General features: G+C 69.1%; 19 protein-coding genes. 14 read left to right on the top strand and 5 right to left on the bottom strand.

Features of this window, described 5'->3' with window-relative positions:
- The first annotated feature begins 14 nt into the window (after nucleotides 1-14).
- Together coaBC and EDD41_RS03290 are read left to right on the top strand one after the other, a co-directional pair.
- The gene (gene coaBC / locus EDD41_RS03295; protein WP_094763757.1) at nucleotides 15-1277 is read left to right on the top strand and encodes a bifunctional phosphopantothenoylcysteine decarboxylase/phosphopantothenate--cysteine ligase CoaBC; all 1263 of its coding nucleotides are present in this window, start codon (nucleotides 15-17) and stop codon (nucleotides 1275-1277) included.
- 106 nt (nucleotides 1278-1383) lie between these two features.
- Nucleotides 1384-2352: an IS481 family transposase gene (locus EDD41_RS03290; RefSeq protein WP_123574950.1), complete on the top strand. Its 969-nt coding sequence runs from the start codon at nucleotides 1384-1386 to the stop codon at nucleotides 2350-2352.
- A 334-nt stretch (nucleotides 2353-2686) separates the two neighbouring features.
- On the opposite strand, the gene EDD41_RS03285 is transcribed toward EDD41_RS03290, so the two are convergent.
- On the bottom strand, nucleotides 2687-3769 hold the full coding sequence (locus EDD41_RS03285; protein WP_123574949.1) for an IS110 family RNA-guided transposase: 1083 nt from the start codon (nucleotides 3767-3769) through the stop codon (nucleotides 2687-2689).
- Nucleotides 3770-4005: 236 nt separating this feature from the next.
- On the opposite strand from EDD41_RS03285, the gene metK reads away from it, so the two are divergent.
- The gene (gene metK / locus EDD41_RS03280; protein WP_123574948.1) at nucleotides 4006-5193 is read left to right on the top strand and encodes a methionine adenosyltransferase; all 1188 of its coding nucleotides are present in this window, start codon (nucleotides 4006-4008) and stop codon (nucleotides 5191-5193) included.
- A 202-nt stretch (nucleotides 5194-5395) separates the two neighbouring features.
- The gene (locus EDD41_RS03275) at nucleotides 5396-6085 is read left to right on the top strand and encodes an MOSC domain-containing protein (protein ID WP_123574947.1); all 690 of its coding nucleotides are present in this window, start codon (nucleotides 5396-5398) and stop codon (nucleotides 6083-6085) included.
- Nucleotides 6086-6092: 7 nt separating this feature from the next.
- Here EDD41_RS03275 and EDD41_RS03270 read toward each other — a convergent pair whose 3' ends face one another.
- A complete protein-coding gene (locus EDD41_RS03270) occupies nucleotides 6093-7346 on the bottom strand; it encodes a threonine/serine exporter family protein (protein ID WP_170165224.1) in 1254 nt (417 codons plus the stop codon).
- A gap of 70 nt (nucleotides 7347-7416) precedes the next feature.
- Between EDD41_RS03270 and EDD41_RS03265 the strand changes: the two genes are divergently transcribed.
- The 5 genes from EDD41_RS03265 (at nucleotide 7417) to EDD41_RS03250 (ending at nucleotide 12844) form a co-directional block, all read left to right on the top strand.
- Nucleotides 7417-9378: a primosomal protein N' gene (locus EDD41_RS03265; RefSeq protein WP_245995522.1), complete on the top strand. Its 1962-nt coding sequence runs from the start codon at nucleotides 7417-7419 to the stop codon at nucleotides 9376-9378.
- A gap of 43 nt (nucleotides 9379-9421) precedes the next feature.
- Nucleotides 9422-10375 (top strand): methionyl-tRNA formyltransferase, encoded by a 954-nt coding sequence (gene fmt / locus EDD41_RS03260; RefSeq protein ID WP_123574944.1) that lies wholly within the window; start codon nucleotides 9422-9424, stop codon nucleotides 10373-10375.
- An 83-nt stretch (nucleotides 10376-10458) separates the two neighbouring features.
- Nucleotides 10459-11793: an RsmB/NOP family class I SAM-dependent RNA methyltransferase gene (locus EDD41_RS03255; RefSeq protein WP_425454346.1), complete on the top strand. Its 1335-nt coding sequence runs from the start codon at nucleotides 10459-10461 to the stop codon at nucleotides 11791-11793.
- A 264-nt stretch (nucleotides 11794-12057) separates the two neighbouring features.
- On the top strand, nucleotides 12058-12210 hold the full coding sequence (locus EDD41_RS16735; protein WP_170165223.1) for a hypothetical protein: 153 nt from the start codon (nucleotides 12058-12060) through the stop codon (nucleotides 12208-12210).
- A 40-nt stretch (nucleotides 12211-12250) separates the two neighbouring features.
- On the top strand, nucleotides 12251-12844 hold the full coding sequence (locus EDD41_RS03250; protein ID WP_123574942.1) for a hypothetical protein: 594 nt from the start codon (nucleotides 12251-12253) through the stop codon (nucleotides 12842-12844).
- Here the strand turns inward: EDD41_RS03250 and EDD41_RS03245 are convergent.
- Entirely contained in the window at nucleotides 12784-14007 is a 1224-nt protein-coding gene (locus tag EDD41_RS03245; RefSeq protein ID WP_123574941.1) for a saccharopine dehydrogenase family protein, read from the bottom strand. The genes EDD41_RS03250 and EDD41_RS03245 overlap by 61 nt on opposite strands.
- A 57-nt stretch (nucleotides 14008-14064) precedes the next feature.
- Here EDD41_RS03245 and rpe point away from each other — a divergent pair, with 57 nt between their 5' ends.
- Both rpe and EDD41_RS03235 read left to right on the top strand, forming a co-directional pair.
- Complete coding sequence (gene rpe, locus EDD41_RS03240; protein ID WP_170165222.1) at nucleotides 14065-14730, top strand: ribulose-phosphate 3-epimerase; 666 nt, start codon at nucleotides 14065-14067, stop codon at nucleotides 14728-14730.
- Complete coding sequence (locus EDD41_RS03235; RefSeq protein WP_094763747.1) at nucleotides 14730-15089, top strand: SdpI family protein; 360 nt, start codon at nucleotides 14730-14732, stop codon at nucleotides 15087-15089. The genes rpe and EDD41_RS03235 overlap by 1 nt, the downstream gene beginning before the upstream one ends.
- A gap of 19 nt (nucleotides 15090-15108) precedes the next feature.
- Here the strand turns inward: EDD41_RS03235 and EDD41_RS03230 are convergent, their stop codons facing one another.
- Nucleotides 15109-15978 carry an oxidoreductase gene (locus tag EDD41_RS03230; protein WP_123574940.1) on the bottom strand — a complete coding sequence of 290 codons (870 nt, stop codon included), beginning with the start codon at nucleotides 15976-15978 and terminating at the stop codon, nucleotides 15109-15111.
- An 80-nt stretch (nucleotides 15979-16058) separates the two neighbouring features.
- Here EDD41_RS03230 and EDD41_RS03225 point away from each other — a divergent pair, with 80 nt between their 5' ends.
- Nucleotides 16059-16367, top strand: a complete 309-nt coding sequence (locus EDD41_RS03225) for a hypothetical protein (RefSeq protein ID WP_148060458.1) — start codon at nucleotides 16059-16061, stop codon at nucleotides 16365-16367.
- Here EDD41_RS03225 and EDD41_RS03220 read toward each other — a convergent pair.
- On the bottom strand, nucleotides 16337-17173 hold the full coding sequence (locus EDD41_RS03220; RefSeq protein ID WP_123574938.1) for a PAC2 family protein: 837 nt from the start codon (nucleotides 17171-17173) through the stop codon (nucleotides 16337-16339). The genes EDD41_RS03225 and EDD41_RS03220 overlap by 31 nt on opposite strands.
- A 186-nt stretch (nucleotides 17174-17359) precedes the next feature.
- Here EDD41_RS03220 and EDD41_RS03215 point away from each other — a divergent pair, with 186 nt between their 5' ends.
- Complete coding sequence (locus EDD41_RS03215; protein WP_245995521.1) at nucleotides 17360-19090, top strand: MFS transporter; 1731 nt, start codon at nucleotides 17360-17362, stop codon at nucleotides 19088-19090.
- A 22-nt stretch (nucleotides 19091-19112) separates the two neighbouring features.
- Nucleotides 19113-20126 carry a zinc-dependent alcohol dehydrogenase family protein gene (locus EDD41_RS03210; RefSeq protein WP_094763830.1) on the top strand — a complete coding sequence of 338 codons (1014 nt, stop codon included), beginning with the start codon at nucleotides 19113-19115 and terminating at the stop codon, nucleotides 20124-20126.
- Nucleotides 20127-20143 lie beyond the last annotated feature (17 nt).

The following is a 20143-nucleotide window of genomic DNA, read 5'->3' as shown; positions in this document are numbered from 1 at the left end:
TCCCAGGACCAGGCATGGCCGAAACCGATGCCACCGCCCGCCGTGTGGTCCTCGGCGTGGCCGGTGGCATCGCTGCGTACAAGGCCTGTGAGGTCTTGCGGCGCCTGCGGGAGGCCGGCTGCGAGGTCACCGTCGTGCCCACGGCCAATGCGCTGAACTTCGTCGGCCAGACCACTTGGGAGGCGTTGAGCGGCAAGGCCGTGGCCACCGACGTCTGGAGTGACATCACCGAGGTGCCACATGTGCGGCTCGGCCAGCAGGCGGACCTCGTGATGGTGGTGCCCGCCACGGCGGACCTGCTCTCCCGGGCCGCGACGGGCCGGGCGGATGACCTGCTGACCAATGTGCTGCTGACCGCGCACTGCCCGGTGGTGATGTTCCCGGCGATGCACACCGAGATGTGGCAGCACGCGGCCACCGTCGCCAATGTCGCGACGCTGCGCAGCCGGGGCGTCGTGGTCAAGGACCCTGACTCCGGGCGGCTGACCGGCGCCGACTCGGGCCCGGGTCGTCTTCCGGAGCCCGCCGAGATTGCCGAGATCGCCCTGCAACTGCTGTCCGCCGGACGCGATGCCGCGGCGCAGGCGGCGGCACGGGATCTGGCCGGACGGCATGTGGTCGTCTCCGCCGGTGGCACCCATGAGGCGCTGGACCCGGTGCGCTTCCTGGGGAACTCCTCCTCGGGCCTGATGGGTGTGGCCATCGCCCGTGAAGCGGCCCTGCGCGGGGCCAGGGTCACGCTGGTGGCGGCCAACATGCAGGCCACTCCTCCCAGCGGGGTCGAGGTGCGTCGCGTCGTCTCCACCGGTGACCTGGCCCGGGTGATGGCGGAGCTGGCCCCGCGGGCCAATGGCATCGTGATGGCCGCCGCGCCGGCGGACTTCACTCCCGAGCAGCAGGCCGATTCCAAGATCAAGAAGGACGGCGACGGAGGCCTGACGCTGCACCTGCTGCAGACCACCGACGTGCTGGCCACCCTGTGCCGGGACCGCGCTGCCGATCCCTCCCGGGCAGGTCAGGTTGTCGTCGGATTTGCCGCCGAGACCGCCCCGGACCGCGACGAGCTGGTGCGGATCGGCACCGCGAAACTGGCCCGCAAGGGCTGCGACCTGCTGGTGCTCAATGACGTGTCCGGGGGCAAGGTCTTCGGCCAGTCGAGCACCCACATCACGGTGATCGACGCCCAAGGTGCCGTCGCGGAGGTCTCCGGCAGCAAGTCCGGGGCCGCCAGGGCGATCGTCGACGCGCTCAGCGGACGCTTGATCGAGGCCGTCTAGATGTTGGTGGCAGGGACGTTCATGACAGTTTGCGGGTTGACGTGAAGGGAGGACCCCCGTTGGGTTGTGGCTTGTCGAAGGTCACAGATGAACAACGGAGGTCCTCATGGCCCACTCCAAAGCCCGTCTGAACGTCAACGGTCGGCGTCTGCTGGTCCAGCGCGTCCACGAGCAAGGCTGGAAGGTCGCCCACGCCGCCAAGGCGATGGGAATCTCACGCCAGTGCGCACACCACTGGCTCAAGCGCTACGACCAGCACGGCGAACCAGGTCTGCATGACCGCTCCAGCCGACCCCGAACCATGCCCCGGCGCACCAACCACCAGGTCGAGGTCCGGGTCCTGGCGCACCGCGCGCTGCACCGGCAGGGCCCAACCCACACCAGCGCCGCGACCGGTGTTCCCGCGCGCACCGTCTCGGCGATCTGGAAGCGTCATCACATGCCCCCGTTGGCCCACCTCGATCCGATCACCGGAGCAGTGATCCGCGGCAGCCAGGCCACCACCCGCCGCTACGAACGCGAACACCCCGGTGAGTTGATCCACCTCGATGTCAAGAAGATCGGCAAGATCCCCGACGGTGGAGGCTGGCGAAGCCGCGGACGGGCCGCGACCAGCGCCGAGAGGAACAAGCGGGCAAAGATCGGCTACGACTACGTCCACGCAGCGGTCGACGACCACACCCGGCTGGCCTACATCGAGATCCACGACGACGAGAAGGGACCCACCTGCGCTGGTTTCCTCACCCGCGCCGCGGCCTTCTTCGCAGACCACGGCATCACCCGTATCGAGCGGGTGATCACCGACAATGCCTTCGCCTACCGCAACAGCAGCGACTTCATCGCCGCGGTCGAAGCCCTCGACGCGAAACAGAAGTTCATCAAGCCCCACTGCCCCTGGCAAAACGGCAAGGTCGAGCGCCTCAACCGGACCCTGGCAACCGAATGGGCCTACCGACAGCCCTTCACCAGCAACCAAGCACGCCGCGACGCCCTTGCCGACTGGCTCACGTTCTACAACACTGAACGAGGCCACAGCGCCCTCGGCGGGAAAGCTCCCATCACCCGAGTGTCATGAACCTGTCTGCCACCAACACCTGATATGGGTGTGGGTTTTGTCAAGAGGGCAGGACGAGGCGCCGCCGGGCTGGATGCCTGGCGGCGCCTCTCCTGTGTTGACCTGAAGTGGATGTGGTCAGGGGTTTCGCGTGTCTATACGACGGCGATGTCAGTCTGATATTCGCGGGTTGGTTACCGCAGGACGGTGCTTTCGGCTCGGAACGTCACGCGTGTCTAGGATCGAGCGTCGCCGCCGGTCAGGGCGGCTGCTCATAGGTGTTTCGCGGGTCGTTCCGGTCGCTGCGTCACCCCATGACCGGCCGGTCTTCAGGTCAAGTTTGTGGGCCTCGACGTCAGTCGTCGAGGACGGCGAGGGACCAGCACCACCCGGCGAGTTCGCGGGCGATCGCGGCGTTGGCGATGTTGTTGGCCTTCTTGCGGGCTTTGAACTGGTTCCAGCGATGGTTCAACCGCCGGTTGCCCAGGTCACCGCGGGCCCGGGCAGCCGGGGACGCAAGATCCCAACGGTCACGGATCGTCTTGCCGGGAACGTAGCGGTGCTGGTGGTGCCAAGCGGCCTCGACCAGCAGCCGCCGGGCATGACCGTTGCCGGTCTTCGTGATCGGACCGAGTGAGCGTGACTGGCCGGATGAGTTCTCGGACGGGACGAGGCCGACGAAAGATCCGATGGAGTTCCCGGTGAACCGGGTCCAGTCGCCGATCTCGACCGCCAGACCGAACCCTGTCAGCGTCGAGATCCCCCGCAGACAGCCGAGCCGGTGGATGGTGTTGGTCCAAGGACTGTCGGCAGCCATGGCGGTGATGCGCTCGTCGAGACGATCACGGCGCGCCGTGATCGTGACAACACTGTCGTAGGCCTCATCGAAGGCGGCCTGGACCAAGGGCGAGTCGAAGTGCTGGCGTTTGAGCCAGGCGTCATGCGCGTTGCTCCAGGTCTGCCCGCCCGAATAGACGATCCCGTGACGCAGCAGCAGCTTCGACAACCGATGCCTGGCACGCATCAAGTCACTACGGCAGTCCTCGCGGGTCCTCACCAGGTCACGAGCAGCCTCGGTCAGCTCATCAGGAACCGCGACCGCAGTGAACGCGTCCAGCCGGAGCAGCATCGAGAGGTGTTCAGCGTCGATCGCATCAGTCTTCACCCTCGATCCGGCTGGCCTCTGGAGCTTGGACGGCGCGGCGACCACCGTTCGGATGTCATTGCCCAGCAGGGTCCGGGCCAGACCGTAACCGGTCGGGCCAGCCTCATAGATCGCCGCGGCCGGGCCGGGCAGGGCCTTGATCCAGGCCGTCACTTCCACAGGGTCGGGGCAGAGTCGGGCTTTGAAGATCTCGCCGGTCTGGACGTCCATCGCATGCGCCACCACGGAGCGGGCATGCACATCCAGACCAACACTCGTACGCTCGGTAAACAACCGGGGCCTCCCACGTATGTCGGAAAGGCCAGACAGGCCCACCCTGTCCGGCAACCCACGAATCGTTGCGCGGCGAGGCCCCGGCCTGCCAGAGCTCTCACCCCTGAATCGGGGTCACCCATACCGTCTAGACTGGGCCCTGCCCCGCACGTCAGGGCCGTGGCTGGGCATGTGGCCCGGCGCACCAACACGCAACAGGGCCGGGCTTGTCGCCCGGACGGAATGGAGATTTTCCCATGAGCAGGCTCTTCACCTCGGAGTCCGTCACCGAAGGACACCCCGACAAGGTCGCAGACGCCATCAGCGATGCCGTCCTCGACGCGATGCTGGAACAGGACAGGGGCTCCCGCGTCGCGGTCGAGACCCTCGTCACCACCGGCCTGGTGGTGGTTGCCGGAGAGGTGACCACCGAGGCCTATGCCGACATCAGCGGCCTGGCCCGCCAGACCGTGCTGGACATCGGCTACGACTCGTCCGACAAGGGCTTCGACGGCCGCTCCTGTGGTGTCAGCGTCGCCATCGGTTCGCAGTCGCCCGACATCGCCCAGGGCGTCGACAAGGCCTACGAGAACCGCGAGGGCTCCGGCGACGCGTTGGACCTCCAGGGCGCCGGCGACCAGGGCTTGATGTTCGGCTATGCGTGCAGCGAGACCCCGAGCTTCATGCCGCTGCCGATCGACCTGGCCCACCGCCTGTCCGAGCGACTGACGACGGTGCGCAAGGACGGGATCCTGGACTACCTGCGTCCCGACGGCAAGACCCAGGTCACCATCGACTACGACGATGCCGGGCGTCCCGTCGGCGTGGACACCGTCGTGGTCTCCACCCAGCACGCCGAGGGCATCAGCATCGAGAAGACCATCACGCCGGACCTGGTCCAGCACGTCATCACTCCGGTGCTGGCCAGCTATGACCTGCGCACCGACGGGATGAAGACCTTCGTGAACCCCACCGGCAAGTTCGTCATCGGTGGCCCGATGGGCGATGCGGGTGTGACCGGCCGCAAGATCATCGTCGACACCTACGGCGGCATGGCCCGTCATGGTGGTGGTGCCTTCAGCGGGAAGGATCCGTCGAAGGTGGACCGTTCCGCCGCCTACGCCATGCGGTGGGTCGCCAAGAACGTGGTCGCCGCCGAGCTTGCCGACAAGTGCGAGGTGCAGATTGCCTACGCCATCGGCAAGGCGCAGCCGGTTGGCTTCTACGTCGACACCTTCGGCACCGGCAAGGTCTCCGAGGACCAGATCCGAGACGCCGTGCTGGACGTCTTCGACCTGCGCCCCGCCGCGATCGTGCGTGACCTGGACCTGTTGAACGTGAAGTACTCGGCCTTCACCGCCTACGGCCACTTCGGCCGGCAGCTGCCCGGCATGAGCTGGGAGAAGCTGGACCGCGTCGACGCCCTGAAGGATGCGATCCGCTGACCCGTGCCATCCGGAGGGCCCCGCACCTGGTGTGGGGCCCTCTTGCCACGTGCCCCGGATGGCGCGGCGTGCAAGCCCCGGCGCAGGGTCGCGTCGACAGGGGCATGGTTTCCGGGCCTGTCGAGGGGTCCAGTTCACCCCGGTCCCCGGGCGTGTCGAGGGGCCTTCGACCGTGTGAGGCGGGGCCACTACGATCGGCCCCATGGCCTTTCGTGTCGAGAGCATCAGTCGCCATCCGGTGAGGTCCATGGGCGGTGAACAGCTCAAGGCCGCCAAGCTGGATGAGCGTGGCATGGCTGGCGACCGTTGGTTCGCGGTGCGCGATGCCGAGGGTTTCCTGGCCTCGGGCAAGGTCACCCGTCGCTTTCGTCGACGCGACGAGGTCGTCGACTTCCAGGCCCGTACCGAGGGTTTCAGTGTCGAGGTGAGCGGGGATGGCCAGAGGTGGTTGGCAGGTAGCGAGCTGCTCGATTCCCACCTGTCCGAGCGGATGGGGACGCCGGTACAGGTGCTGCCCGAGGCGGATGTCCCGCACCAGGCCGGTGGGCAGGTCTCGCTGATCGGCACGGCGACCCTGGTCTGGTGCGCCGAACGGTGGGGAGTCGACGCCGATCCACGTCGCTTGCGCGTCAATCTGGTGATCGAGACCAGCAAACCCTTCGTCGAAGAATGCTTGATCGGACGTGAACTCATCTATCCGCTGACCCGGCTGCACCTGGGCGAGAGGATTCCGCGCTGCCGAACCACCGACCTCGCCCAGGACGGGGCTGTCGGCGACGCCAGCTGGTTGAAGGCCCTGGGCGGAGAGCGCGAGGGCTGTCTGGGCGTCTACGCGACGGTGGTCACGCCGGGCTCCGTGATGGTGGGGGACCAGGGAAAGCTGGCGCGCTGACCCCTTCTCAGCGTCGCAACTTCTGCAGGACGTGGATGCGTCGGGCGATCCGCTTCAACGGCAGGGCCAGGGCAGACCCCACCAGCAGTCCCAGCGCGATCGCGGTGATCAGGGTGATCACCCCGACGACGGCCTCCACCTGCCCCGTGCCCAGGCCGAAGGTGGTGATCCCCATCAACCCCAGCGTGCCGGGTACCAGGAGCCAGAAGCTCGGCAGGAAGGTGATCAGGCGCGGGACATTGGTGCGCGTCGCCTCGATGGCCGTCGACAGGAAGCTCGCCACGACGGCGCCCCCGAAGGCGGCCACCGGCAACGACTCCCCGTGCAGCTGGCCCAACATCTGCGTGGTGAAGGTGGCAGTCAGAACCAGGCTGATCCAGCCCACCATCCGCCACGGGACGGATTCGGAAAGGGTGATCCCCAACGTGATCAGGGCCAGCCCCACCGGCAGGCTCCACAGCCCCATCTGGTCCAGGCGCACATTGGTGAAGGCCTCGGGGGGAATCCCCAGCAGCACCCCGGCACCCACCACCCCCAGCGCGAACAGCAACAGCTGCACGATCCCGTGGGAGAAGCGAGCGGTCCCGGAGACCACGGCACCCGTCGCCAGCTCGGCGATGCCGGTGCTGAGCAGGGAACCCGGAAGCAGCACGGCAATGGGGCACACCATGGTACGCAGCGGACCGTCCACCAGCCCCGCCTGCCACGTGCCCAGGATGGCCAGGGACACCACGAAGGCCGCGACGGTGGGCAGCAGCGACGCCAACAACGCATGCCGGGCCGACGCGAGCATCAACCAGCTGACCGCGAGCGAACAGGCACCGGCCAGCAGCACATTGGCCCAGGCCGGCTGCATGATCATGCAGATCCCCATGCTGACCACGAACAGCCCGCCGACGAAGCCGGGCGTCCCGTACAGGTGCGGCAGCTCACGCGCCTGCCGCAACGCCTCCACGCCCTCCTCAACGCCCAGCCTTCCGGCCAGCAGGTCCCGTCGGACTCTTCCGACGTGCAGGGACTGGTCCAGCCTGAGACCACCCTCGATCCGCTCCAGTGTGGCGGGCTCCCCGGAACCCAGTGCCACGGTGAGGCCCGTCGGGTTGCCCATCACCTGCACCTGCGGATGACCCAGATGGGCACCCAACCGGCGCACCTCCAACTCGGCGTCGGTGACCGTCGCGCCGCCCGCGATGAGGGAGGCTCCGACGTAGGCCAGCAGTCGTCGGGTAGCGGTCTGGTGGGCGGCTGACTCGGGTTGCACAGCGACACCATAGTGCGCGCGCACGCCAGCACGACCAATGCTGTCGGACCCACCGCCTACCATCGGGAGGGTGATCGACCTACCCGTGGCCCGCTGCGCACTCGACCTGCCGCTGCCGCACCTCGACCGCCTCTTCGACTACGAGGTGCGTGAGGCCGACGACGAGCTGGCGGTGCCGGGTTCGCGCGTGCGGGTTCGCTTCGCGGGGAAGCTGCGTGACGGATTCGTCGTCGAACGGCTGGCCACCAGCGACGCCGGGGTGAAGCTGGCCTGTCTGGAGAAGGTGATCAGCCCCGAACCCGTCCTCCACCCGGAACAGGTGGCGCTTCTGCGCACCGTCGCCGACCACTATGCCGGCACCTTCAGTGACCTGATGCGGTTGGCCGTTCCCCCGCGCCACGCCGCCACGGAGAAGGCAGCACGCAAGCCGTGGCCGGCACCGGAGCTTGAGGAGCCCGTGTCGGGGCCGCTGGCCGGGTATCCCCACGGGCAGGACTTCCTGGATTCCCTGGCCGACGGCCGAAGCCTGCGGGCGCACTGGCAGGTGGCGCCGACCATCGCGCATTCACCGTGGCAGGGGCTGGTCCAGGCCGCCGTGGCGACGCTGCGCTCGGGGCGAGGGGTGCTGCTCCTGGTGCCCGACGTCAAGGATCTGGAGGCCTTGCACGAGGCACTGTCCACGGCGCTGGGGGCGGGGGCGGTCGCAGTGCTGCACGCGGACCTCGGCCCGGCGGCCCGCTATCGCAACTACCTGGCGATCAGCCGGGGCGAGGCCCGCGTCGTGGTGGGCACCCGGGCGGCTGTCTTCGCGCCCGTGAAGGACCTGGGCCTGCTGGCGCTGTGGGACGACGGTGATGACCTGTACTCCGAATCCCGCGCTCCCTACTTCCACGCGCGAGATGTCGCCGCCATCCGGGCCACCCAGGCCCGGTCTGCCCTGCTCCTCGCATCGCGGGGCCGCAGCTGTGAGGTGCAGCAGTGGATCGAGCGGGGCTGGCTCGCACCGCTGGCGCTGCCGGGGTCCCAGGCGCGTCGGGAGGCGCCGGCAGTCAGGGTTGCCGGGGACTCGGACAAGGCGATGGAGCGCGATCCGCTGGCCACCAGCGTCAGATTGCCCAACCTGGTCTTCGAGACCATCCGCAAGGGGCTGTCCCAGGGGCCAGTCCTGGTGCAGGTGCCCCGTTCCGGCTACCTGGTGGCGCTCAGCTGCCAGACCTGCCGCACCGCGGTGCGCTGCCCGGACTGCCACGGGCCAGTGCACGGCCGGCGTCGCGACGGAGAGCGCCAGCTCTCGTGCGCCTGGTGTGCCCGCTTGGTGACCGGCTGGCGCTGCCAGATTTGTGGCGACACCAGGCTGCGGGCTCCCGTTGTCGGATCCGTGCGAACCACCGAGGAGCTCGGGCGGGCCTTCCCCGGGACGACGGTGGTCGACTCCTCGGGTGACCACGTGCGCGAGACCGTGGGTGACCAGCCGGCACTGGTGATCGCCACCCCCGGCGCGGAGCCCGTGGCCGACGGTGGCTACGCGGCGGCGGTGCTGCTGGACGCGGCCATGCAGTTGTCCCGGCCCGACCTCCGGGTCGCCGAGGAGGCCCTGCGACGTTGGCTCAACGTGCTGGGCCTGGTCCGCCCGGGAGGTGACGGGGGGAGTGTTGCCGTCGTCGGCCCCAGTGAGGAGCGCACCATCCAGGCCCTGGTCAGGGTGGATCCCGCGGGCTTCGCGTCGCGGGAACTGGCTGACCGGCTCGAGGCGCGCTTCCCCCCGGCGGTGAAGTTCATCACCCTGGAGGGCATTCCCGCAGCGCTGGACGAGATGCTGGCCGTGGCAGAGCTTCCGGAGGTCGTCGACGTGCTGGGCCCAGTGCCCGCCGGGATGGTGGGAGACAGTGAGGTGAGTCGGCTCACCCTGCGCGCCCCCTTGGCCCAGGGCAAGGACCTGACACGTGCCGTCAAGGCGGCCAGCGGTGTCCGTTCGGCCCGCAAGGCCGAGGGCAGTGTGAGGGTCCGGGTCGACCCGGCAGCCCTGCAATAGCCGCCGGGGCGGGATCCTGTGCCGGACCCGGTAGATTTGCCGGGTGAGAATCGTCTTCGCCGGAACCCCGGAGCCCGCAGTACCCAGCCTCGAGGCACTCGTCGCGGCCGGTCACGAGGTGGTCGGCGTCGTGACGCGCCCCGATGCGCCCGCCGGCCGGGGCAAGAAGCTCACTGCCTCCCCGGTGGCCCGACGCGCCGAGGAGCTGGGGCTCGAGGTGGTCAAGCCCACCCATCCGCGCGATGAGGGCTTCGTCACCTGGCTGACCGCCAAGGCACCCGAGGCCTGCCCCGTGGTGGCCTACGGCGCGCTGGTCCCGGACCATGTGCTCGCCATCCCCACCCATGGCTGGATTAACCTGCACTTCTCGGTGCTGCCCGCCTGGCGCGGAGCCGCACCGGTGCAGCGCAGCATCATGGCGGGCCAGGAGATGACCGGCGCCACCACCTTCGAACTCGTCGCGGAGCTGGACGCGGGCCCGGTCTACCGGACGCTGGAGGAGTCGATCGGCGAGCTCGACACGTCGGCGGAGCTGCTGGACCGGCTGGCCCACCGCGGGGCGGAACTGCTGGTGCAGACCCTCCAGGACGTCGAGGCCGGGGTGGCCCCCACGGCGCAGGGGGAGGAGGGCATCACGCTGGCCCCCAAGCTCACCGTCGATCAGACCCGGGTCAGCTGGCAGCAGCCGGCCGCATCCATCGCGGCGCTGGTCCGGGGCGCCAACCCCAATCCCGGCGCCTGGACCACGCTCGAGGGGCAACGCTTCAAACTGTGGTTGGCACGCCCGGCCCAGCTGACGGCCGATGTCGAAGCCCTCGAGCCCGGGACCCTGCACGCCACCCGCAAGGAGGTCTTCGTCGGGACCGGTGACGGTGTGCTGGAGTTGCTGCGGGTACAGGCCTTCGGCAAGAAGGAGATGGCCGCCGCCGACTGGGCGCGCGGCATGCACCAGTTGCCGTCCGGCTTCGACACCGACACCGAGGAGCAGGCACGATGAACCAGCGAGACCGCCGCGACCGTTCCCAGCGCGAGGGCTTCCTGCCGGATCGCGCCCCGGAGCGCTTCATCGACCTGGCGCGGATGGCGGCCTTCGACACCCTGCGCGACGTGCACGCGTCGGGCGCCTATGCGAACCTGGCGCTGGCCGAGCAGGCCCGCGCCCATGACCTGACCAGCCAGGAAGCCGCGCTGTGCACGGAGCTGGTCAACGGCACCTGCCGGTGGGAAGGAACCTATGACCGGATCCTCGAGGCGGCCGGTGGACGCTCGCTGGACAGCCTGCAGCCGGCCATCGTCGACGTGCTGCGGTTGGGCACGCACCAGCTGCTGAACATGCGGACCCCCACCCATGCGGCCGTGTCGACGTCGGTGGACCTGGCCGGCATCGCCCTGGGCGAGCGGACGACCGGGGTGGTCAACGCCATCATCCGCAAGGTCTCGAAGAAGGACTTCGAGCAGTGGTTGGACGAGCTGACCGAAGGCATGGGGGAGCGCGGTGCCCTGAGCCTCAGGACGGGCCATCCCCGGTGGATCGTCGACGCCTGGGCCACTGCCCTGGCCGGCAGCCCTGACGGCGATCTGCCCGACGGTGAGTTGCGGGCGGCGCTGGAAGCCGACAATGTGGCGCCGGTCCCGACCTTGGTGGTTCGCCCCGGCCTGTGCGATCGGGAGGAACTGCTCGCCGACGGCGGCCGCGCCACGAGCTTCTCGCCCTTCGGCGTGGTGCGGGAGGGAAACCCGTCAGATCTTGCCGCGGTGCGGCAACGACGTGCCGCCGTGCAGGATGAGGGTTCGCAACTGGTGGCACTTGCCCTGACCCGGGTGGAGGCCGAGTCCGGCCGCTGGTTGGACCTGTGCGCGGGACCGGGCGGCAAGGCTGCCCTGCTGACGGGCGTGGCCCGGGCCGATGGCTCGACATTGCTGGCCAACGAGGCCCACGAGCACCGGGCGGACCTGGTCCGCAAGTCACTGATGGCCTACCCGCAGAACCTGTGGGAGGTCGTCGTCGGCGACGGCACGAAGCCGCAGTGGGAACAGAACACTTTCACCCGTGTGATGGCGGACGTCCCGTGTTCCGGCCTGGGCTCGTTGCGTCGTCGGCCGGAGTCACGCTGGCGCCGTACCCAGCAGGAGGTCGGTGAGCTCTTCCAGCTCCAGTGCGACCTGCTGGACCAGGCGATTGCCTCCGCGGCGCCAGGCGGCGTGATTGCCTATGTCACTTGTTCCCCGCACCGGGCGGAGACCAGCACCATCGTGCAGACGATTGCCGACCAGCGGGTGGAGATCCTCGATGCCGCCAGTTTCCTGCCGGAGGTGCCCGACTGCCGCGCGGCGACGGACCCGCGTTTCGTCCAGTTGTGGCCGCACCGGCACGGCACCGACGCAATGTTCTTGGCCCTGCTGCGCCGCCTCTGACGCGCCGAGTCTCTCGAGATCGGCCTCGGGCCACCCGGTCAGGTAATACAGTGAATGAGAGACCAGCCTCAGCTCGGCCGAGTTCGCGGACCGCCTCGGAACAGCGATCCGGCGGCGAGGTCTTGTCCTGTCACGGATCAGAGACCACCTCGGAGTCCAAGGTCTGTCGACTTCCTGGGAGCCCGCCCCCGTGAGGACGAAACTGGACATGTCCTCAAGTCGGTCACACCGGACTTGAGGCTGCAGGTGACATTCGAGTGCCCGATGCCCAAGCGATTTCGACTGTTGAGCGAATTGCCGGGCGAGGACGAGCCCACGGTGCAGGAAGATGCCGTGATGGTGGGTGCCGACACGGTCCAGGCCGTGTTGCGCGATGCTGGCGCGGGTCTGCACCTCATCGGCTGGGACTGGGAGTGACATCGCGTGACTGTCCTCCCGAGTGAGCCCAGCTGAGGGCATGAGCAGTCCTGCCGGGACCGAGTTCCAGAAGCGGCTGGGCGCTGCCATCCAGCAACGCGGACTGAGTCTGGCGCGCATCCGGGACAGGTTGGGTCAGCAGGGGATGGCCGTGTCAATCGCCACCTTGATCCACTGGACCAGCGGCCGCTCCCGGCCCACCCGCGCCAGCTCCCTGGAGATCATGCGGGCCCTGGAGATCATGCGGGCCCGGGAGATCATGCTCGGTACCGAACCGGGCTGGCTGGTCGCCGAGATACCGGGCCCGTCACATGCACATCCCTTGTCGGATGTGATGCAACGCAAGGAGTTGCTGGCCGCCGCCGTCGAGGAGCACGGACTGCGAACCTCGGCCGACTGGCGGACCCTGTCCGTGCGCCACAGTGCCTGCATCGACGCCGCAGGATGCGAGCTGGACACCCCCGTGAGTCGCGGAGATCAGGTGCTGGTGGGAGAGCGGATCGGCCTCTTCGGAACGCGACACAGCACCTTCGGGGTGGCCCACGCCCTGAAGGCGAATGGGCATGCACAGCATCACCCGGGACTGACCGCTCCCGTGATGGTGAAGCCGCGCTCCCGCAGCCGCTGCGCATAGGGCAGTCCGAGTGCCGCCGCGGGGGTACTGACTCCCGTCGTCAATCCCTGCCCGGCGGCCAGTGCCAAGGCGGCCTCGCCGATCATCACCGCGGTGCCCTCATAGCCCGGGTCCCGCTCGTCGGCGACGGTGGCGACCACCCGCTGCCCTCCGGTGGTGTCCGCGTGGACCTCGATGGTGAAGTGGCCGTTGGCCCGGGATTCCTCGCTCGGGCCCTGCCCGGGCGCTGGCAGCAGGCGGTCCGCCACCTGGCGAAGCCCCGGAGTCGCCAGACTGATGACGAAGGCCGGCAGGGCCGCCCCGATCCCCAGCGCCTTCACCAGGCCCTTGGCGCCCTTGCCGGTGTCCTGGGCCTCGCGGTAGCGGAAGCCGCGCCCGTAGGCCCAGCCGAGCAGGGCATTGCTGCGCCGGACCACCTGCTCGTTGTAGCGGGCCATGAAGAAGGGCGCGGCGAATGCGCGGGTGTCCCCGGAGGTCTCCAGCCAGATCACCGAATTGCGACGGCCACGGGGTTCGGGTTCTGCGTCGCGGTCCGGGCTCAGGGCATAGGGGTCCGACGAGGAGCGGCCAGGGGTGCGCACGCCGTGACGCGAGGCGTCGATCTGGGTACGCAGGGCGTCGATGGTTCCACCGGACATGCCACCGGAGAAGCTGCGCAGGTGCATCGTGGTGCCCAACAGTTCGCCGGCGCCCGCCTCCCTGGCGGTGGTGGCGGCCACCAGCACCCCGAGGTCCGAGGGCACCGAGTCGAAGCCGCATGCGGTGACCAGCGTGGCGCCGCTGGACCGGGCAGGCCGGTCGAAGGCGTCGATCACGTCGCGGGCGAAGAGCACCTCCCCGTTGAGGTCGACGTAGTGGGTCCCGGCGGCGGCGCAGGCACCAGCCGTCGCCATCCCGTACTTCACGTAGGGGCCGACGGTGGAGACCACCACTGTCGTGCGGGCGGCCATGCGTGACAGGGCCTGCGCGTCGAAGGCATCGGCGACCACGACGGGAAGCTGCGGGTGGCCGAGCCCCTGTGCCGCCTGCCGCAGCCGGGAGTCGTCGCGGCCCGCCAGCGCCAGCCGGGTGCCCTCGGGTGCGCTGCGCAGCAGTTCCGCGGCGATCAACCGGCCGACATAGCCCGTGGCGCCGAAGACGATGATGTCGAAGTCACGATCCATGCGGCCCAGCCTAGGCCAGCGCGCCGCACCGCCCACGGGGCTCGATACGCTGTGGCCATGGCCATGCGAATCACCCCGTCCATCCTCAATGCCGACCTGTCCAACCTGTCCGGGGAGATCTCCCGGATCCCCAGCGCCGATGGCGTGCACCTGGACGTGATGGACAACCATTTCGTGCCGAACATGACCTTCGGTTTGCCGGTGGTGGAGTGCATCCGCAAGAACACCGATGCCTTCCTGGACATCCACCTGATGATTGCGCAGGCCGACCGGTGGGCGCCCGCCTTCGCGGAGGCCGGAGCCGAGTCGGTCACCTTCCACGTCGAGGCGGCCGACGCCCCGATCCGGCTGGCCCGGGAGATCCGCGCGCGGGGCGCCCGGGCGTCGATGGCGCTGAAGCCGGCGACCCCGATCGAGCCCTATGCGGACATGATGCCCGAACTGGACATGGTGCTGCTGATGACCGTCGAGCCCGGTTTCGGCGGGCAGAAGTTCCTGGACCTGGTGCTGCCGAAGATTGAGCGCACCCGCGAGCTGGTCAAGAAGACCGGTCAGGAGATCTGGATCCAGGTGGACGGGGGCGTCTCCTTGGAGACCATCGAGCGCTGCGCCGCCGCCGGGGCCGACACCTTCGTCGCCGGGTCCGCCGTCTACTCGGCGGCAGATCCGGACAAGATGGTCAACGACCTGCGCGGCAAGGCCGTCGCGGCCTGTCAGCACTGATGGGCAGTTCCGTGCTGTTGGCCAGCGTGATGCTCGTGCTGGGCTCGCTGGCGGCCGGCATCAGCCTGCAGGCCGGCAGCCGCCGTCTCAAACCCGGCTCTGTGCTGGGGATCCGCACTCCTTCGACGAGCCGTTCCGACGAGGCCTGGCACAGCGCACAGGCCGCCGCCTCCCGCTGGTTGGGGCGCGCGGCCAGCGTGCTGGTGGTGGGTGGTCTGGTGCTGCTTGCCATGATCGGGGCCGGAGCCACGGTGGTGGGCGTGAACCTGGTGGCCGTTCCCTTGTTCGTGTGTGTCGTCTGGTGCTTCGTCAAGGCTGTCGCCGCTGCGGAGAAGGCGGCGGCGACAGCCGAGGGCTGAGCCCTGGACAGGCCCAGGGTCAGAGGGCTTCCAGCTCCGCGACGTCCTGGGCGGACAGCACCACATCGGCGGCGCCCATGTTCTCCTCGAGGTGCGCCAGCTTGCTGGTGCCCGGGATGAGCAGCACATTCGGGGCGTGGTGCAGCAGCCAGGCCAGCCCCACCTGCGCCGGGGAGTGCCCCAGGCGCTCGGCGACGCGGACCACGGCAGGGTCCTCGTCGACGCGCGGGAACCAGCCGAAGGCCGAACCCAGCGGGAAGTACGGCACATAGGCGACCCCCTTGTCCCGGCAGAGTTCCAGAGTTGCCTCGTCGCCCCTGGAGCGCAGGTTGTAGGCATTCTGCACCTGCACCGCGCCGGCCTCGATGCCCTGCGCGGCCTGCTCGGCGGTGACCGTCGAGACACCGAAGTGCTCGATGACACCCTCGTCGACGAGACGTCGCATCGCGTCGAGCTGCTCGTCGAGGGGGACCGGCTGGTAGCCGGCGGGGGCGTGGTCGTCCTTGGGCATCACGCGCAGGTTCATCACGTGCAGCCGGTCGAGGCCCAGCGTCTCAAGGTTCTCGTGGGTGTCACGGATCAGGTCCTCGGGGGACTGGGAGGGCAGCCAGGCGCCGGCCTCGTCGCGGTGGGCCCCGACCTTGCTGACCAGCACGAGGTCCTCGGCGTAGGGGTGGAGGGCCTCACGGAGCAGTTGGTTGCTGACGTGGGGGCCGTAGAATTCGCTGGTGTCGACGTGGTTCACGCCCAGCTCCAGGGCACGGCGCAGCACCGCAAGGGCCTGGTCGCGGTCGGCCGGTTGCCCCATCACCCCGGGCCCGCACAGCTGCATCGCCCCGAAGCCCATGCGGTCAACATGCTGGCCGCCCATCTCGAATGTCTTGTCCATGGGGGAATCGTGGCATGTCGGCGGCGTCTGGGTGCACATCGCCACCGCTGGACGGAACTGGTCATGCCCATATGGGTGGCGTGATGGTTCGACGCGGTGCCGACCCGACGTGCAGCATCGGTGACTGTCTGGCGGCGGCGCTCGCCAACCCACTGCTCGGCGCCTTCGTCGGCTTCGTGCTCTCGGCCGTACCGGCGTGGTGGTTCAGACTTCGCTGGTTCTGGATGCCGCTGATGCTGGTGCTGGGATTCGCGACCTTGTTCACCTGGCCGTGGCTGATCTGGGGTGGCATCCTGCTCACCGCAGCCACGCCGCTGCTCACCGCGTGGCTGGCCCGCACCCGGACAGAGGGGGTGCCTCAGCGGCCCTCGTTGCGGCGCCGCAGGTAGCGCTGGAACTCCGCGGCAATCGAGTCCCCCGTCGCAGCTGGCAGGTCCTCCTCGTCCTGGGCGGCCTCCAGGCGCCGGATGTACTCGGCGACGTCGGGGTCCTCACTGGCCAGTTCGTCGACGCCGCGCTCCCAGGCCTGCGCCAGTTCCGGCAGCTCCCCGAGGGCCAGGGGAGTGTCCAGCAGGTCCTCGATCCGCACCAGCAGCGCCAGCGTTGCCTTCGGATTGGGCGAGTCGCTGACATAGTGCGGTACCTGAGCCCACAGCGACACGACGGGCATCCCGGCCCGTCGCAGCCCGTCAGCCAGGATCCCGACGATGCCGGTGGGGCCCTCGTAGTTCGACGGTTCCAGGCCGAGTGTGGTGGCCAGCCGGACGTCATTGGCGGTGCCGGTGACCGGGAGCGGCCTCGAATGGGGCGAATCGGTGAGCATCGCGCCCAGCACCACCACCATCGCCGGGTCCACCGTGCGGATGGCGCTGACCAGGGCCGAGGTGAAGGAGCGCCACTTGAGGTTCGGCTCGGGGCCGCTGACCAGGACCACGTCGCGCTCCGGCAGGTGGGCCACGGCGATCTGCACCGCCGGCCACTCGATGTCGCGTTCGGTGGACTCGGTGATGCTGACCCGCGGCCGATTCATCTGGAAGTCGTAGTACTCCTCGCCGTCGATCTCGAAGACGACGTCGGTGTCATAGCTGAGCCCGATGTGGTCGATGGCGCTGGTCGCGGCATCCGAGGCGTCGTTCCAGCCCTCGAAGGCCATGATGACCACGGGATTGCGAAGGTTCGTCAGGGACCCATCCATGCGGGCAACCCTAGTCCGTCGCGGAAATGCCCCGCGACGCGGAATTTCGCACTGCGCGAAGCGGGTCGCCACAGCGCGACTCTGGATCATCCGGTGCGAAATGATGGTCGGCGTGGCGGGACCGCTGGCAAGCAGCCCGCCACTGTCCATGTTCTCCCACAGACAGGTTTGCCCGTGCAGGAATCCGTGACGACGACCATCAGCCGCAAGGACAAGGCAGCGGCTCGCGCCGAGAGACGCAGGCTGGCGGCCATGCGCGGCAGACGACGGCTCAGGATGGACGATGTCACGGTCGTCGATGAATCGGCACTGAAGAAGGCAGTCTGGGGCAGCGTCGTCGGCAACTTCATGGAGTGGTACGACGTGGGCGTCTACGGCTACCTGGCCGTGATCCTGGGCCGCGTCTTCCTGCCGGATGCCAGCGGCACCATCCAGAACCTGTTCAGCCTGGGCGTCTTCGCCGTGACCTTCGTCGCCCGTCCGTTGGGCGGCATCATCCTCGGCCAGCTGGGCGACCGGCTGGGCCGAAAGCAGGTGCTGGCCTTCACCCTGCTGATGATGGCGGCGGCCACCTTCCTGATCGGCATCCTGCCCACCTACGGCATGATCGGGGCCCTCGCCCCGGCGCTGCTGATCGTGCTGAAGCTGGCGCAGGGCTTCTCCACCGGCGGCGAGTACGCCGGCGCGACCACCTTCATCACCGAGTACGCCCCGGACAAGCGCCGTGGCTTCTACTCGTCCCTGCTGGACCTGGGTTCCTACCTGGGTTTCGCGGCCGGTGCCGGATTCGTCGGCGCCCTGCAGGTGATGACCTCCGAGGGCTTCATGTACTCGTGGGGATGGCGCATCCCCTTCCTCGTCTCACTGCCGCTGGGCATGGTCGCGCTGTGGTTCCGGACCCACATCGAGGACACCCCGGCCTTCGTGGAGGCCCAGGCCGCCGCGCAGGAGGAGCAGGACGGGAATGGCGCCACGACCCCAGTGACCCGGCTGGGTGATGTGGAGGACGCCATCATCGCCACCGAGAACGGACCCCTCGGGCTGGGAGCACTGGTCAAGACCTACTGGCGCGAGCTGGGCATCGTCTTCGTGCTGGTGGCGGCGGCGAACACCATCGCCTATGCGCTCACCAGCTACATGCCCACCTACCTCACCACGACGCTCGGCTACGACGCGGTGCACGGCAACCTGCTGACCCTGCCCGTGCTGGTGGTGCTGGCGCTGCTGGTGCCGGTCAGTGGCTGGCTGGGGGACCGGATCGGCCGTCGGCATGTCGCCGTGATGGCCGCCCTGGCCGGCGTGCTGACCGCCGTGCCCGCCTTCCTGCTGATGGGTCACGGGCAGGTCTGGTCGACGGTCCTCGGGCTGCTGCTACTGGTGGTCCCCGTCTTCCTGTGGGTGGGCAACCAGTCCTCGTCGCTGCCCGCGATGTTCCCGACCCATTCCCGCTACGGCGGCATGGGGATCTCCTACAACCTCGCCGTGGCAGCCTTCGGCGGTACCGCGGGCTTGATCATGGAGGCCCTGGTGGCATCCACCGGCGACCGACTGGCGCCCGCCTACTGGATCATCGCGGTCGAGCTGCTGGGCCTGCTGGCCGCCACCCAGTTGCGCGAGTCCGCCCGGCAGCCGCTGCTCGGCTCGATGCCGACGGTGGCCAGCGAGGACGAGGCACAGGAACTCGTCGCCCAGCAGGAGGAGAACCCGGACCTGGACGTGGAAGAGCTCTTCGCCACCGCACCGGTCAGCGTGATCGCCCAGGAGCCGAGCGCCCAGGAGGCTGCCGTCGAGGTGAGCGTGGCGGAGCAGGCAGAGCAGGACGCCCGCGAGGCGCTGCGCCGTGCCGAGGCTGCCACGGCAGAGGCACGACGTGCCGAGGAACTGGCCCGTGCCCGAGAGGAGGCTGTGCAAGTGTGAGGATCGTGCTTCCATGGGAGGCATGCGAGGAGCAATCATTCATGCAGCAGGGGACGTCCGCTTCGAGGAACGACAGGACCCGACCATCCAGGAACCGACCGATGCGGTGATCCGCACCGTCGCCGCGTGCGTCTGCGGCTCGGACCTGTGGCGTTACCGCGGCATCGCCGAGGTGAAGAAGCCGACACCGATCGGCCACGAGTACGTCGGCATCGTCGAGGCCGTCGGCGCCGAGGTGACCACCGTGAAGGTGGGCGACTTCGTCGTCGGCGGTTTCACCTATTCGGACAACACCTGCGCGTGCTGCCGCAGGGGTGCCCATGCGAACTGCCTCAACGGCGGCGGCTACGACGGCTGCCAGGCGGAGAAGATCCGCATCCCGCAGGCCGACGGCACCCTGCTGGCCACCCCCGGACAGCCCGACGAGGACCTCGTCCCGCACCTCCTGGCGCTGTCCGACGTGATGTGCACCGGCTGGCATGCCGCCGTGAGCGGGGGAGTCGGCCGGGGCACGACCGTCGCGGTGGTGGGAGACGGCGCCGTGGGCCTCTCCGCGGTGCTGGCGTCGGTGCAGCTGGGTGCGGAGCGCGTCATCGCGATGAGCCGCCACGCAGACCGCCAGAAGATCGCGAAGGAGTTCGGTGCCACCGACATCGTTGCCGAGCGCGGCGAGGACGGGGTGAAGAAGATCCGGGAGATGACCGACGGGATCGGCGCAGACGTGGTGCTGGAGTGCGTCGGCACCGAGGATGCCCGCGTGCAGGCCGTCGAGGCCGTGCGTCCCGGCGGGATGGTCGGCGTCGTGGGTGTGCCCCACGGCGGTGTGGACGTGGAGCAGATGTTCTGGAAGAACAAGGGGATCCATGGCGGCGTCGCGCCTGTCCGCGCCTACCTCGAGCAGTTGCTGCAGCTCGTCTGGGAGCGCAGGATCCAGCCCGGCAAGGTCTTCGACCTGGAACTGCCACTGTCCGAGGTGGCCGAGGCCTACAAGGCGATGGACGAGCGCCGCGCGACGAAGGTGCTGCTGCGCCCCTGAGTCGGCCGGACCCGAGC

The organism is Luteococcus japonicus, assembly GCF_003752415.1.
Taxonomy (GTDB): domain Bacteria; phylum Actinomycetota; class Actinomycetes; order Propionibacteriales; family Propionibacteriaceae; genus Luteococcus; species Luteococcus japonicus.
This window is presented reverse-complemented; position numbering and strand designations above follow the sequence as displayed.